Genomic DNA, 14,391 nt, shown 5'->3' with positions numbered 1-14,391 from the left:
TCGCCTATCACACACAACAAACTTAGAGCGTATGCACTAATCTTGTTGTGTTCATCGTTTTTGAAACTACATGTTTTTTCAATATTTTATGCTTGTCCACATTTACTAAACCATATGCGTAAGGCATAAAAAAAAGCACACTATCTTTTCAGATAGTGTGCTTTTTTTACAACTTTTTTATTCATCATCTTGATTTTTATTTTTTTTCGCTTTTTCATCTTGCGGAGCTTCACCAGTTAATGCTTGTTTTTTCAACTCAAAGTAAGCGTCCATTATTTCACGACTGATATATCCATTAATCCCTGTTTTATCATCGTGTACCCATGGCACAACAACAGAAAATGCTACTTCTGGATCTTCAAGCGGGGCATAACCTACTAATGTTAAGTTATATGTTTCAACACGCTCACCTTTTGCATTTCTACCAATCTCTTTATCTCCGCCATATACAGTTTGAGCTGTACCTGTTTTCCCAGCGGCTTTATACGGTGCACCTGCAAAGTATTTTGTAGCTGTACCACCTGTATCGTTAAACACTTGTCTAAATCCTTCTTGAACACGTTTAATTTGTGATTCAGGCATATCAACACGATTTAATACTTTCGGTTCCATGGATTGAACAACTTTTCCAACTTCCTCTGGCTTCGCCGATGGCTGACGAATTTCCTTTACAACTTGGGGTTGCATACGATATCCACCATTTGCAATCGTCGAAATATATTGCGCTAATTGAAGCGGTGTATACGTATCATACTGCCCGATTGATAAATCTAATAAGAAACCTGGTTGATTTCCTTTACCTATTTGACCAGCAGTTTCATTTGGCAAATCAATTCCTGTTTTCACACCAAGTCCAAACTGACCAAAATAGTAACGCATAGTATCGAACGCACTTTTCGGAATATCTAACGTACCGCCTCGTACATATGGAACCCCAGCGATATTCATCGCTGTTTTAAACATATAAACGTTAGAAGACATTTTTAACGCTGTCAGGTCATTAATATACCCCATCGTTTTCCAAGATGACTTCGTAGGTGTCCCTTTTAATTTAATCGGTTCATCATACTGTACAGCTCCAGGTTGAATCGCACCAGTTTGATATCCCGTAAGTACTGTCGCACCTTTTACAGTTGAACCCATCGGATAAGAACTTGTCATCGTTCCTAATGCAAAATCATCTACTTTCGTTTCCCCGTCTTTATTCACTAATTGTTTCCCCGCCATAGATAAAACTTCACCATTTTTCGGGTTCATCATTACAACGAATGCACGGTCTAAAAGAGGTTCGCTCCCTTTAAATCTCATTAAGTTTTTTGTAAGAATTTCTTCTACGCGCTTTTGTAATTTCATATCGATCGTTAAATTTAGATCGTTACCTCGTTGTCCTTGTGACACATTAATAGTTTCTAAAATATTACCCTCTTTATCTGTAACATTTCTAACTTCAGCTTTTGTGCCGTGTAAACTATCTTCGTACTGTTGCTCAAGGTAACTTTTTCCTACGCGATCGTTACGATTATAATCACGAACAAGATAGTGATCTAATCTTTCTCTCGGTAACCCTTCATCAGAAGAAGTTACACCACCAAGTACACTTCGGAACATATCGTCATACTTATATTTTCGCTCCCAGTCAACATTTGTATCTACACCTGGTAATTTCGCTAAATTTTCACTAATAATCGCGTATTCTTCCGGTGTTGCATTTTTTTTAACGATTTGCGGCGTCATTGCATATCCGCTTTCCATCTTACTTTTGATCGCCAATATTTCTAAATCTTTTGCTGACAGTTGATTAATCTCTTCTTCTGTTACACGATTTCGTTGACGTTCATCTAGTTCTTTATCGTCAATTTTATTCGCTTTAAACTCTTCACGATCTTTTTTTGTGATTTTTGCTTCTGCTTCTTCTTTATGTAAAGCAAGCCAATAATCTTTCTTATCGCGATCTGTTAACTTATCTGTTGGGACTTCAATTAAATCTGCTAACTTTTTCGCCGTCTCTAAGCGGTCTGCTGCAGTTGATCCCTTCATTTTTGTAAATGTAATTGTACGAATAGGCTCATTATCTACGACCGCTTCTCCATTACGATCAAATATTTTCCCGCGTGGTACAGGATTACTTATCGTTGAGTTTTCTTTTTTCTCAACTTCATTTTTATATTCCTCACCACGAACAATTTGTACGTATCCAAGCCTTACAATAACCGCGGAGAACATTAAAAACACGCAAAAAAACAACACGTTTAACCGAAAAGGAACGTGGGTCTTTTTCTTTTGTTGTTTCTGCTTCTTGCTCATACAAACCCCCTCTACCAACAGCTATGTAATGTGAAAGGGACACCTTCATACAGGTGCCCTCACTGCTGTCTTACATCTTTTTCTATTCTAGCATAAAACACGCGATAAGTTAACCTTCTGGTTCAGTTTGATTCTGCGTGCTTCCTTGCGCTACAACACTGGTTTTGTTCACATTCCCCTCATCATATTTGACATTTTTAACTGCAAAATAAATAAGGAAATGTCCAGCTCCTAAAATACATAGTAAGAAAGGTAAACTTTTTTCAGGCGGAAAAAATATGACAGCACATAAAAAACTTAAAATGGAACAGATTCTTCCGGCATTTAACCATAATTCCCTGACCACTATATATTCTACACGCCATTCTCTCGCCTGTTTTGCTCTACCAATTACATCGTATGTCATTGAGCCGTACGGAACGAGTAAAATCGGATATGCAACTGCAATACATGCTGCATAAATAAGTAATTTCGTATATGTAACATTAAAAATAACTAAAAATACGACCGCATATAAAATAATGCCACCAAGTAAAATTGCTTTTTTTCGCCATTCTTTCTTTAACATACGAGCAACTAAATAATAGCATACAAATGATACTGCAGAATTCACTAAACTATATTTCCCTAGTGCTAACTCGCTACCAGATGCTAAATAGACATATACCGAAATAACGAAAATAAACGTTCCCTCTCTCAAACCTTGGAAGAAATGAGCGCGCGTAATTCTTCCCCAGTTTTCATCAACTTGCCGCTCTTTCAATACTTGCACAATTTCATAGCTTCCTTCACATTCCCTCTTCGATAAAAAAAAGCTTAGAACAACTGCAACCGCAAATAGCATTAACGAGAGGAAGAAAACGACAGTATAACCACTCCATTTTTCCATACGTGAAATTGTATATCCTGCTGCTATCGGTCCAATCATTCCAGAGAACGATGTAAGAAGTCCTAGAAAACCGTTAAAAAAATCTCTTGTTTCTGGTTCTGTAATCTCAAATGTCAACAAGTTAAAAGCGAGCCAATAAAAACCATAACCAACTCCTAAAAGGGCTCCCATTAACAAAATATAGTGAGATGCACTTTTTCCCGCTACTAAAACGACGATAAAAAAAACAGCTAACGTGCCTACACCGATTCTCAATAAAATCGAGCGATCAATACGTTTCGCTAATTTCCCGCCCACAAGAAATGTTAGAGGCTGCAATACAACGCTGGCCAAATTATACAAGCCCAGATTCACATAATTTTGTGTTTGCTTCCATAAATAAATGTTTACAAACGTATTCGATAAAGAAATTGCGAGCGTGTATAAACCTCCTATAACGAGCAATAATACTAAATCCCGATTCACTTCAACATCACCGATTACATGTTTCCACTTCATACACAACTCTCCTTTACTTCATGTTCTAGTCTTCCAAAGACAAGCTCAATTATGTAAAAGGAGAACATAGAAAAAAGCTAGGAGAAAACCCCCTAGCTTTTTTCTAGCTGTATTAGCTTTAATTATTTTGCTTCTTGGTAAAGTTTTTCAGCAACGTTCCAATCTACAACGTTCCAGAATGCACCGATGTAGTCAGGACGACGGTTTTGGTAATTTAAGTAGTAAGCATGTTCCCAAACATCTAAACCGATAACTGGAGTCTTACCTTCAGTTAGAGGAGAATCTTGGTTTGGAGTGCTTGTTACTTCTAACTCACCATTATTTACTACTAACCAAGCCCAACCAGAACCGAAGCGAGTTGCGCCAGCTTTTGCGAATTCTGCTTTGAATGCATCGAAGCTACCGAATTTCGCTTCAATCGCAGTTGCAAGTTCGCCTACTGGTTGTCCCCCGCCGTTTGGAGATAGGATTGTCCAGAAGAATGTATGGTTAGCATGTCCGCCACCATTGTTACGTACTGCTGTACGGATTGCTTCAGGTACTTCGTTTAAGTTTGCAACTAATTCTTCAACGCTTTTGTCAGCTAATTCTGCATGACCTTCTAAAGCAGCGTTTAAGTTTGTAATATACGTGTTGTGATGTTTTGTATGATGGATATTCATTGTTTCTTTATCAAAGTGAGGTTCTAAAGCATCATACGCATAAGGTAAATTTGGTAATTCGTGTTTTGCCATTGTTATATTCCTCCCGGTTTATGTATTGTCACTACATATGTGACCTACAACTTCATTCTACCCTAATTGCCATAGGGTGCAAACAAATAAATCGCTTTGTCTTGCTATCATTAAAGTAGCAAAATTCCCACTTCTTTTCAATTAAAATGCTCATATATTCCGAAAAAAAGCTTCCTTCTACAAGGAAGCTTCCTGCTGACATAATAAACATATGAAATGGATATGGACCCTGTAGGACTCGAACCTACGACCGGACGGTTATGAGCCGTCTGCTCTAACCAACTGAGCTAAGGGTCCACGATTATGTATGTACCATTAAAAACAACTAAATTCCAATCGGATATATCGTTTGAAAAATGTAAGATAAATTTACCATATACGAAAGAAAAGTGTCAATTGTATTTTTCTCTACTAAAAGAAGTAAATTAATAAGAAGGAATTTAGTCTTCTCTACTATATGTAAATATAATATATCTTGAGCTTCTCTAGATTCGTACGTTACAATGATTTTATACATACATAAAGGAAGTGAATCTATGTCCATTTTTACACAGCTAGCAAAAAGCGTATATTCGCCTAAAGATATGGCGCTTTTCCGTTTTCAAAAAATCGGTAAAACCATTTTGTATATTATGCTTCTTTGCCTAATCACTACTATTCCAAGAACTTTCTTGTACGGTAGCGTTATTCAAGATGGTGTTAACATGGTAAATAAAGTAATCGAAAAAGATTTACCTGATTTTAAAATTGAAAATGGCGAGCTAACAGCTGATATTGATCAACCTATCGAAAAAGAAGATGGAAATGCCCTTTTCGTATTTGATCCAAATTCAACAGACTTAGAAAAATATCAAAATAAAACAGGTTTATTTGTTTTAAAAGATAAAGTAGTCTCCATGGGGAATGGTCAAACACAAACATACTCCTATAATGACTTATTAGGCGCATCTCTTGAGAAAAAAGATTTACAAGATTTCATTTCGTTATTTGACAGTATTTATCCAATCTTATTATTCGTTATTGGGTTCTTACTGTACTTGTTCCAATTATTTATTACCTTTGTAGGAGTTACATTGCTTGCCTTCATCGGTTCTGCGATGAGCGGTCAACGCAAATTATCTTATAAACAAGTTTGGACATTAACTGCTTACAGCTACACAATTCCAACAATCTTCTTTATGATTATGGATTTATTCAAAATAAACGTACCTGGCGCAACATTCATTTACATTGCAGTTGTTTTAATCGTTCTATACTTAACAATTAAAGAAGTTCCAAAGCCGAAAGAAAAACAAGAACTATAAAAAAATGCCTAAATAGGCATTTTTTTTTTGGACAAGCATATATTCCTAGCAAAGGAGTGAAGGATATGAAGAGATTAGGTGTACTCTTATTCGTGCTTGTCCTCGGTTATATATTTTATTACGACATAAAAATCGGTACTTTACCGATGTTAAGTTCATACAAAAAAACATCTGCTGCCCAAACGATAAAAAAAGAAAATACAGATACAAAACAAAATAAAGAGAAAGAAACAGAAAAAGAAAAAGAAACGGATACAGCTTATAAAGCAATCGAAGTAAAAACTGGCGATACCGTTCTTTCTATTACAGAAGCGATTAATAAGAAAAAAATTCCTTCTATTGAAAAAGTAATTGATGATTTTAAGCAATTAAATAAAAATACATCTGCTACAAAAATCCAAGTTGGAAAGTCTTATAAATTCCCCTTATATCAATAAGCAATCACTTAATCCTTGTCAATTACATAAAGGCGCTGATACAATAGTAAAAGTGAAACCGAGTACTTTGGTTTCTATAGCCCTTTCTCACACATACTATCATTGATGTAAGGGACTAAAATAAGAAACTTCTTTTATAAGGAGAGCGATCAATTCGTGAATGAAATGACTCAACGCACAAAAACACGTCCAGTTAAAGTCGGTAATTTAACAATTGGCGGTAACAATGAATTAATTATACAAAGTATGACGACAACAAAAACGCATGATGTTGAGGCTACAGTTGCTGAAATTAAACGTTTAGAAGAAGCTGGCTGTCAAGTTGTTCGTGTTGCTGTTCCAGACGAACGCGCAGCAAATGCTATTGCTGATATTAAAAAACAAATCAACATTCCACTTGTTGCTGATATTCATTTTGATTACCGCCTTGCTTTAAAAGCAATCGAAGGCGGCATTGATAAAGTACGTATCAATCCAGGTAACATTGGACGTCGCCATAAAGTAGAAGCTGTTGTAAATGCAGCGAAAGAGCGTGGCATTCCAATCCGTATCGGTGTAAATGCCGGCTCATTAGAACGTCATATTTTAGAAAAGTATGGATATCCAACTGCTGATGGTATGGTCGAGAGCGCACTGCACCATATTAAAATTTTAGAGGACTTAGATTTCCACGATATTATCGTATCAATGAAAGCCTCTGATGTTAACTTAGCAATTGAAGCATACGAAAAAGCTGCTCGCGCTTTTGATTATCCATTACATTTAGGTATTACAGAATCAGGAACATTGTTTGCTGGGACTGTAAAAAGCGCCGCCGGTCTTGGAGCAATTTTAAGTAAAGGCATCGGAAATACACTTCGTATCTCTTTAAGCGCTGATCCAGTTGAAGAAGTAAAAGTTGCACGTGAACTATTAAAATCATTCGGTCTTGCATCTAATGCCGCAACACTTATTTCTTGTCCAACTTGTGGTCGTATTGAAATCGACCTAATTAGCATTGCTAATGAAGTCGAAGAATACATCTCCACACTTAAAGTTCCAATTAAGGTTGCAGTACTCGGCTGTGCCGTAAACGGTCCTGGTGAAGCTCGTGAAGCTGACATCGGTATTGCCGGTGCACGCGGAGAAGGTTTATTATTCCGTAAAGGGCAAGTCGTTCGTAAAGTACCAGAAGAAACAATGGTAGAAGAACTGAAAAAAGAAATTGATGTAATCGCTGCTGAAATGGCTGCTGAACGAGAAAAAGAAAAAGAAAAACAAGAACAATAAAAAGAAGGTTGCCACAATTTTTGTGAGCAACCTTTTTTTACATTCAAATTAAAAACTCGTCAGTTATATAACTGACGAGCCCTCTCATTTTGCACATTTTGGGCAACGACCATATATTTCAAACTTATGCCCCGTTACCTCATAACCTTTAAAATCTTTATTCATAAAATCCATCGGGCAGGAATTAATCTCTTTCGTACCACCACAATCTAAACAAATGAAATGATGATGATGTTCCATAATGGAGCATGTAAAACGGAAATGCTTTTCACCATTTAATTCCGTTTGCTCTAAAACACCGACTTCAGCAAAAACCGTTAAGTTACGATAAATCGTATCAAAACTAAGTCCTGGATAATCACCCTTCATATGCTCTAAAACATCTTTCGCAGTTAAATAACGATTATGAGCTGCGAATAATCTCAGCATCTCTTCCCTTTTCCCTGTATGTTTGTATCCCTTTTCCTTCATTAGGCGTAAAGCTTCTGTTAGATTCATACCTATCCCTACTTTATGCAGTTTTTTTCTTTTTCCATAAAATTGCACCAATTAAAATAAGAACCGCTATCATAACAATTGTACCACCTGGAGCTAAATCAAGTTGATACGAAGCAAACATTCCACCAATTACTGCAATTTCACCAAATAAAATGGAAAAGAAAATTGTTTGTTTAAATCCTTTTGCAGTACGAATACTTGCTGCAACTGGTAACGTCATTAAAGATGATACGAGAAGAACACCTACAACACGCATTGATACCGCAATTACAAGAGCAACTAATATAATGAAGATAAAGTGAATCCACTTTGCACTTAAACCGGTTGATACAGCGTATTCCTCATCAAATGATAGTAAAAACAACTCTTTGTATAATAAAACAATCGTCGCAATAACAACAATTGCTACTATACCAATAATAATTAAATCCGCACTTGTTACAGCACTTACACTACCAAATAAATAACTAAATAAATCCGTATTGAATCCATTAGCAAGTGAGATGAAGATAACTCCAATCCCCATCCCTGCTGAAAGTATAATCGGGATTGCTAACTCTTGATAATGTTTATATACAGTACGTAATTTTTCAATTAGCAATGCTCCACCGATTGAAAAAAACATCCCCATATATAAAGGGTTTAAAAACCCACCGGTAAAGATTGTCTTTTCAAGTAATAAACTTGCTGCAATTCCTGATAACGTCACATGACTTAATGCATCCGCAATAAGCGACATGCGGCGAATTACAACGAACACGCCGATAAGTGGTGCGACAAGCCCTATTAAAATACCAGCGTATAAGGAATTACGTAAAAAATCATATTGTAAAAAATCCTGTATCATTATATCCTCCCGTGATGCCCATGTTCATGTTCTAAGCGATGAACATGATGTCCATATAAAATCGACATTTCTGCATCTTCTAACTCTCGGAATTTCTCTACATTCCCATGGAAATGTAAATGCTGATTCAAACATGCAACATGCGTCACCTTCTCTGTTACAGCACCCATATCGTGCGTAACAAGAATTAACGTAATTCCCAATCTTTTGTTTAAATCCTCTAGTATCTCATAAAAACTTGCCACATTTTTCACATCAATCCCAACAGTAGGCTCGTCCAAAATAAGCAATTCCGGATCACTTACAAGTGCACGAGCAATAAATACACGCTGTTGTTGTCCACCAGAAAGTTCTCCAATGTTGCGACCTCGAAACTCGCTCATACCTACATCAGCAATCGCTTTTTCTACTTTCGCATTATCGTCTTTCGTAAAAAAGCGAAAAAGCCCTTTTTTCGAAACGAGCCCCATTGAAACAACCTCGAAAACAGTTGCCGGGAAACCTGAGTTAAAGCTACTTGCCTTTTGGGATACATAACCAACTTTATTCCACTCTTTAAATTTCTTACTATCAATGCCAAACAATCTAATACTTCCTTGCTTTGGTTTTAAAACACCCAATAAGCATTTAAGTAAAGTCGATTTCCCTGAACCATTCGGTCCAACTAAACCTAAAAAAGCTCCCTTCGGAACTTGCAAATTAATATCTTCTAACACGTTGCGATCTTCATACCGAAACGTTAATCCTTCTATTTCCAATATATTATTCATAGCATCTCACCTATTTTAATTCAGAATGATTCCGATTTATCTCTATTTGAATTATAGTACAGCTTATTATAGTTGTAAACCAATCTGCCTAAAATATATTCTTTATTTCAAGAAACCTTATTATTATAACAAAAAGCAGAGAAGAATTCTCTGCTTTCAAAAGATATTACAATTAACTTTTTAGTGAATTGCTGATTTAAACTTACCACCATTTGTCTCTTGTGTATTCATAATCGTAACAAATGCGTTTTCATCAATTTCATGCACAATTGATTTTAACTTCGTCACTTCCAGACGTGTTACAACTGCATAAATAACTTCTTTTTCTTTATCTGTATAGCCACCTTTAGCAACAAGTTTTGTTGTTCCACGACCAAGGCGGTGTAAAATCGCATTTGATACTTCCTCATATTGATCCGATACTATTAAAACTGCTTTCGTTTCGTCTAATCCTTGAATTACCGTATCAATTGTTTTGAATGCGATATAGTACGTCATAACAGAATACATCGCTTGTTCAACACCAAAAACAAATGCTGCCCATGCAAAAATGAATAAGTTCACAAACATTACGAATTCACCAACAGAAAACGGTAATTTCTTCGTTAATAGAATCCCCATAATCTCGGTCCCGTCTAACGATCCACCATGACGAATAACAAGTCCTACACCAATTCCTAAAATAAGACCGCCGAAAACTGTTGCTAAAATCGGCTCTGTTGTAAATGGCGGAATAGCATGCAACGTTGATTCAATAAATGCTAAAGCTACAATTCCAAATGCTGAAGATAACATGAATGTTTTTCCAATTTGCTTATACCCGGAGTACATAAAAGGAATGTTGAGGATAACAACTAAAGTAGAAAAGCTTAACCACCAAATATTAGGAGTAAGATAATCTAATATAAGAGAAATACCAATAATTCCACCATCAATAATTTTATTTGGCATTAAAAACAGTTCAATCGCTACCGCCGCACACGCTGCCCCAAAGACAATCATAACTAAACGATATACAAGATGAATAACACTTTCTTTTCGATGTTGCTTTTTTTCCATAAGTCCTCCTTATACTCTTTATCTATAGTTTTGTTCTTATATTATAACATAAGCTTCTTTTCCCCATTGAAAAAATGCACCTCGATACGAATATGTACAAGCTATGCGTACATATATTTCGATAGAAGAACGTGTGAAGGAGGACAACACGATGAACCTCATTAAACAAATTGTGAACAAAAAATTAAATCATATTTCTACAAAAGAACTATTGAAATATAGTAAAGAATACGAAGTTCCAATCACAACTGCACAAGCTGATAAAATCGTTTTACTTATGAAAGGGAAAAACATTAACATTTACGATAATACCGAGCGACTAGATTTGTTAAAACAAATCGCTAAAGTAACTACTCCTGCCACTGCCCAACAAGTAAATATTTTATTTCAGCAGCTATTAAAATAAGGAGGGGAAAATCCCCTCCTTATTGCGCTTTAATTTTTTCAAGAATCCCTTCATCAAAAGTACCATTTTTCAGCATTTCGATTTCTAATTTATATGGTGGCTTCTTATCTTTTTTATCTTCACCTACATACGGCGTTTCAAGAATTTTTGGTACGTGCGTAAGTTGTGGGTGATGCACAATGTGATGCAATGCCTTATAGCCAATATGACCAAAACCAATATTTTCATGACGGTCTTTTCCAGCTCCGCGTACATTTTTGCTATCGTTAATATGAAGTACTTGTAAACGATTTATCCCAACAATTTTATCAAATTCGTTTAACACACCGTCAAAATCATTTACAAGGTCATAACCTGCATCATGCGTATGACACGTATCAAAACATACAGATAGTTTTTCATTATATTTCACACCATCAATAATTTTCGCAATTTCTTCAAAGCTACGACCGCATTCCGTTCCCTTTCCTGCCATCGTTTCTAACGCAATGTTAACCGTCTGCTCTGGCGTTAATACTTCATTAAGCCCTTTAATAATTTGTTGAATACCAGCATCCGCTCCTGCACCAACGTGCGCACCTGGGTGAAGAACGATTTGTTTCGCTACACCTAATGCCGATGTTCTTTCAATTTCCATGCGAAGGAAGTCTACACCTAATTGGAATGTTTCTGGCTTCGTCGTATTCCCAAGATTAATAATGTATGGCGCATGTACGATAATTTCTTCAATACCGTTTAGTTCCATATGTTTTCTTCCTGCTTCTATGTTCAATTCTTCAATTGGTTTTCTTCGTGTATTTTGCGGTGCACCTGTATAAATCATAAACGTCGTTGCACCGTATGAAACAGCCTCTTCACTTGCTGCTAATAACATTTTCTTACCACTCATAGAAACATGAGATCCAATCTTTAACATACAATCACCTCTTCAATATACAATAGATATAATGATAGCATAATTTGTAGAAATATGTAGCGAATTGTTTGTTCACACAAAAGGCACTACATAAATAAAACAGACTATTCAAACAATCTGAACTCTATACTTAAATTAACCCAATAAAGCGAAACTTTAGTCAACGTTTTTTCTACCCCGCACTAATTATTAGTCTACATTAATCGACTTTTTCTCAAGCAGTGAGATAAAAAAAAAAAAAAAAATAAGGGAAATCCCTTATCTTTTTTTATTGCTATATTTTTTCTTCACTTTGTCACGTTCTGTTGCAAGTTTTCGTTTATAGTTTGGTTTTACTTTTTTCGGCTTTTTAACAACTTTTGTTGCCATAACATCTAGTCCATCACTTGGTTTTTTACGGCTCTTACGACGACGACGGTCACCTAAATCCGCCCATTCATCTCCGCGTAAATCTACATGTTTAAACTCGATATGACGTTGTTTTTCCAAACTATCTAACGCTTCTTCATTTGCTGGATCATAAATCGTCACTGCAATACCTGAATGACCCGCACGTGCAGTTCTTCCAACACGGTGAACGAAGAAATCTAAATCTGGTGGAAGTTCATAGTTAATAACATGGCTAATTCCTTCAATATCAATACCGCGTGCCGCCAAATCTGTTGCGACAATGTATTGGAACTCTAAATCACGAACTTGTTTCATCATTTTTCTACGATCACGTGGTGATAAATCACCGTGTATACGCCCTACTTTTAATCCACGTTCTGCTAATCCATCGGCTACTTCGTCAGCCTTCTTCTTTGTGTTTGTAAAGACAATTGCTAAATATGGTTTAAATTGAAGTAGCATATTTTTCACTAATTCAGTTTTATTACGGTGTCTTGAAGGCACAAGGTAATGATCAATATTTCCTGCTGCAACTTGCTTCGGATTAATATGAATATGTTCTGGATTCTCCATATATTTCTTCAAAAATGGTTTTAATTTTTGAGGAATTGTTGCAGAGAAAACTAACATTTGCAGATTTTTAGGCATACGTGCCGCAATTTTATCTACATCTTGAATGAATCCCATATCAAGCATTAAGTCCGCTTCATCGACAATAATAGTATCCGCTTTATAAACAAATAGCGCCTTTTCTTCTACTAAATCTTTAATACGTCCTGGCGTTCCAACTACAATATGAGGTTGTTTTCTCAACTTTTCAATTGATCGTTGTTTATCAGTTCCACCAATTAAACAGCGTGCTGTAATCATTTGATCTTCTGCACAGAACTTTGTTAGTTTCACAATTTCTTCGTAAATTTGTTGTGCTAACTCACGAGTAGGCGCTGTAATAACAAGTTGTACCTCTTCACGACTTGCATCAATTCTGTTTAATGTAGGAAGTAAGTATGCATGTGTTTTCCCAGAACCAGTTTGGGATTGTCCAATTATACTCACACCTTTTTTCACGACCGGGAAAATTTTCTTTTGAATTCCTGTTGGCTCTGTAAAGCGTAGTTCACGAACTGCATCTATTAAAAATGGTTTAAAATCATACTGTGTAAAAGTTTGTAGTGTCATAAGTTACACCTTCTTTCTAAAATTTCTACTGCGCACAAATCAGTCAAGTCTACATTATATCGAAATCTACAAGTAAAATCCATCTTTAGTTTAGGTTTTTATCTCAAAAACTAACCTTCTTTCCTTCCATTGCATATTGTATGTGTATATACCTAACTGAAGAAAGGAGGATTTCCCACATGTTTCCGAAATCCCCTATAAGACAAATGTATCCGAATCGAGGACAACAATCTTACACACCATATCCGATTCCACAACTACCACCGATGGCTCAAAAAAAGAAAGGTTTCCTTGCTAAACTCTTTAAAAAACACGATCCAACCGAACCTTTCATGCAAATGGTCCCTCCTTATCGACAAATGGAAGGGCCACCGATGATGCACCAACAACCGCCGCCCCAATATCAACAACAACAATATACACAACAATATCAGCCATACATGCAGCAATATCCAGAGCAGATGATACCACCTCAAATGTATGAATCAAATGATACACGTGGTGCTGCGTCAGCTACAACTGCAGCGGCATCTAGCAGCGGCATCGGTAGTTTTTTTTCAAATTTAATTTCGAACCCAACTAATATGATAAATAATATCGAAAAAGTATCTCAAGTCGTGCAATCTGTCGGTCCTGTTGTCGAACAGTACGGTCCCATTATGCGTAGTCTACCAAGCATTGTTAAAATCCTCACCTCTGGAAAAAGTACGGAAGAAAATCAAACTGAAGATGCAACAGAACAGGTTGAGGTAGCAACTCCACCTCCTCCACCTCCAAAAAGGAAACGAAAAAAAATAGTGCTTGAACCGGTAATAGAAAAAGAGGTTCCGAAAGAACCCGTTCAACAATCAGCAACAAAACCAAAACTATATGTGTAACAATCCTTTGTTT

14 protein-coding genes and 1 tRNA gene are annotated in these 14,391 nt (G+C 36.2%); 5 read left to right on the top strand and 10 right to left on the bottom strand.

Annotation, left to right across the window (positions count from 1 at the left end):
* Window positions 1–177: 177 nt before the first annotated feature.
* The 4 genes from AC0IXC_RS10315 to AC0IXC_RS10300 all read right to left on the bottom strand — a co-directional run bounded on the left by AC0IXC_RS10315 (window position 178) and on the right by AC0IXC_RS10300 (window position 4,722).
* Window positions 178–2,304: a peptidoglycan D,D-transpeptidase FtsI family protein gene (locus tag AC0IXC_RS10315; protein WP_215590186.1), complete on the bottom strand. Its 2,127-nt coding sequence runs from the start codon at window positions 2,302–2,304 to the stop codon at window positions 178–180.
* Between the two features lie 109 nt (window positions 2,305–2,413).
* The gene (locus AC0IXC_RS10310) at window positions 2,414–3,691 is read right to left on the bottom strand and encodes an MFS transporter (RefSeq protein WP_215590187.1); all 1,278 of its coding nucleotides are present in this window, start codon (window positions 3,689–3,691) and stop codon (window positions 2,414–2,416) included.
* Between the two features lie 122 nt (window positions 3,692–3,813).
* Window positions 3,814–4,425: a superoxide dismutase [Mn] gene (sodA, locus tag AC0IXC_RS10305; protein WP_001052029.1), complete on the bottom strand. Its 612-nt coding sequence runs from the start codon at window positions 4,423–4,425 to the stop codon at window positions 3,814–3,816.
* A 223-nt stretch (window positions 4,426–4,648) separates the two neighbouring features.
* Window positions 4,649–4,722 (bottom strand) — tRNA-Ile (locus AC0IXC_RS10300).
* Between the two features lie 239 nt (window positions 4,723–4,961).
* Here AC0IXC_RS10300 and yqgB point away from each other — a divergent pair.
* From yqgB to ispG, 3 genes are all read left to right on the top strand, one after another.
* Window positions 4,962–5,729 carry a protein YqgB gene (gene yqgB, locus AC0IXC_RS10295; RefSeq protein ID WP_002034056.1) on the top strand — a complete coding sequence of 256 codons (768 nt, stop codon included), beginning with the start codon at window positions 4,962–4,964 and terminating at the stop codon, window positions 5,727–5,729.
* A gap of 65 nt (window positions 5,730–5,794) precedes the next feature.
* Window positions 5,795–6,166, top strand: a complete 372-nt coding sequence (locus AC0IXC_RS10290) for a hypothetical protein (protein ID WP_002088653.1) — start codon at window positions 5,795–5,797, stop codon at window positions 6,164–6,166.
* A gap of 165 nt (window positions 6,167–6,331) precedes the next feature.
* On the top strand, window positions 6,332–7,435 hold the full coding sequence (ispG, locus tag AC0IXC_RS10285) for a flavodoxin-dependent (E)-4-hydroxy-3-methylbut-2-enyl-diphosphate synthase (RefSeq protein WP_161793976.1): 1,104 nt from the start codon (window positions 6,332–6,334) through the stop codon (window positions 7,433–7,435).
* Window positions 7,436–7,519: 84 nt separating this feature from the next.
* On the opposite strand, the gene AC0IXC_RS10280 is transcribed toward ispG, so the two are convergent.
* The 4 genes from AC0IXC_RS10280 to AC0IXC_RS10265 all read right to left on the bottom strand — a co-directional run bounded on the left by AC0IXC_RS10280 (window position 7,520) and on the right by AC0IXC_RS10265 (window position 10,609).
* A complete protein-coding gene (locus tag AC0IXC_RS10280; RefSeq protein ID WP_002015164.1) occupies window positions 7,520–7,933 on the bottom strand; it encodes a Fur family transcriptional regulator in 414 nt (137 codons plus the stop codon).
* Between the two features lie 13 nt (window positions 7,934–7,946).
* The gene (locus tag AC0IXC_RS10275) at window positions 7,947–8,780 is read right to left on the bottom strand and encodes a metal ABC transporter permease (RefSeq protein ID WP_471652868.1); all 834 of its coding nucleotides are present in this window, start codon (window positions 8,778–8,780) and stop codon (window positions 7,947–7,949) included.
* Window positions 8,780–9,550, bottom strand: coding sequence for a metal ABC transporter ATP-binding protein (locus tag AC0IXC_RS10270; RefSeq protein ID WP_002015167.1), 771 nt, complete (start codon window positions 9,548–9,550; stop codon window positions 8,780–8,782). Before AC0IXC_RS10270 ends, AC0IXC_RS10275 begins: the two co-directional genes overlap by 1 nt.
* Before the next feature lie 180 nt (window positions 9,551–9,730).
* Window positions 9,731–10,609: a YitT family protein gene (locus tag AC0IXC_RS10265; protein ID WP_002015168.1), complete on the bottom strand. Its 879-nt coding sequence runs from the start codon at window positions 10,607–10,609 to the stop codon at window positions 9,731–9,733.
* Between the two features lie 151 nt (window positions 10,610–10,760).
* Between AC0IXC_RS10265 and AC0IXC_RS10260 the strand changes: the two genes are divergently transcribed.
* Window positions 10,761–11,015: a DUF2624 domain-containing protein gene (locus AC0IXC_RS10260; RefSeq protein ID WP_002088657.1), complete on the top strand. Its 255-nt coding sequence runs from the start codon at window positions 10,761–10,763 to the stop codon at window positions 11,013–11,015.
* Window positions 11,016–11,034: 19 nt separating this feature from the next.
* Here the strand turns inward: AC0IXC_RS10260 and AC0IXC_RS10255 are convergent, their stop codons facing one another.
* Together AC0IXC_RS10255 and AC0IXC_RS10250 are read right to left on the bottom strand one after the other, a co-directional pair.
* On the bottom strand, window positions 11,035–11,931 hold the full coding sequence (locus tag AC0IXC_RS10255; RefSeq protein ID WP_002088660.1) for a deoxyribonuclease IV: 897 nt from the start codon (window positions 11,929–11,931) through the stop codon (window positions 11,035–11,037).
* Window positions 11,932–12,189: 258 nt separating this feature from the next.
* A complete protein-coding gene (locus AC0IXC_RS10250) occupies window positions 12,190–13,500 on the bottom strand; it encodes a DEAD/DEAH box helicase (protein ID WP_471652867.1) in 1,311 nt (436 codons plus the stop codon).
* Between the two features lie 179 nt (window positions 13,501–13,679).
* Between AC0IXC_RS10250 and vrrA the strand changes: the two genes are divergently transcribed.
* Entirely contained in the window at window positions 13,680–14,378 is a 699-nt protein-coding gene (gene vrrA, locus AC0IXC_RS10245; RefSeq protein WP_471652866.1) for a VrrA/YqfQ family protein, read from the top strand.
* Window positions 14,379–14,391 lie beyond the last annotated feature (13 nt).

The sequence above is a fragment of the Bacillus sp. AC266 genome (assembly GCF_979253805.1).
Note: the sequence above shows the minus strand (reverse complement) of the source record. Positions and strands in the feature narration are given on the sequence as shown.

Coding starts and splice junctions, on each gene's coding strand:
- AC0IXC_RS10275 (WP_471652868.1), bottom strand. CDS start 8,780: ATGATACAGGATTTTTTACAATATGATTTTTTACGTAATTCCTTATAC.
- AC0IXC_RS10315 (WP_215590186.1), bottom strand. CDS start 2,304: ATGAGCAAGAAGCAGAAACAACAAAAGAAAAAGACCCACGTTCCTTTT.
- AC0IXC_RS10290 (WP_002088653.1), top strand. CDS start 5,795: ATGAAGAGATTAGGTGTACTCTTATTCGTGCTTGTCCTCGGTTATATA.
- vrrA (WP_471652866.1), top strand. CDS start 13,680: ATGTTTCCGAAATCCCCTATAAGACAAATGTATCCGAATCGAGGACAA.
- AC0IXC_RS10265 (WP_002015168.1), bottom strand. CDS start 10,609: ATGGAAAAAAAGCAACATCGAAAAGAAAGTGTTATTCATCTTGTATAT.
- AC0IXC_RS10255 (WP_002088660.1), bottom strand. CDS start 11,931: ATGTTAAAGATTGGATCTCATGTTTCTATGAGTGGTAAGAAAATGTTA.
- AC0IXC_RS10270 (WP_002015167.1), bottom strand. CDS start 9,550: ATGAATAATATATTGGAAATAGAAGGATTAACGTTTCGGTATGAAGAT.
- ispG (WP_161793976.1), top strand. CDS start 6,332: ATGACTCAACGCACAAAAACACGTCCAGTTAAAGTCGGTAATTTAACA.
- AC0IXC_RS10310 (WP_215590187.1), bottom strand. CDS start 3,691: ATGAAGTGGAAACATGTAATCGGTGATGTTGAAGTGAATCGGGATTTA.
- yqgB (WP_002034056.1), top strand. CDS start 4,962: ATGTCCATTTTTACACAGCTAGCAAAAAGCGTATATTCGCCTAAAGAT.
- AC0IXC_RS10260 (WP_002088657.1), top strand. CDS start 10,761: ATGAACCTCATTAAACAAATTGTGAACAAAAAATTAAATCATATTTCT.
- AC0IXC_RS10250 (WP_471652867.1), bottom strand. CDS start 13,500: ATGACACTACAAACTTTTACACAGTATGATTTTAAACCATTTTTAATA.
- sodA (WP_001052029.1), bottom strand. CDS start 4,425: ATGGCAAAACACGAATTACCAAATTTACCTTATGCGTATGATGCTTTA.
- AC0IXC_RS10280 (WP_002015164.1), bottom strand. CDS start 7,933: ATGAATCTAACAGAAGCTTTACGCCTAATGAAGGAAAAGGGATACAAA.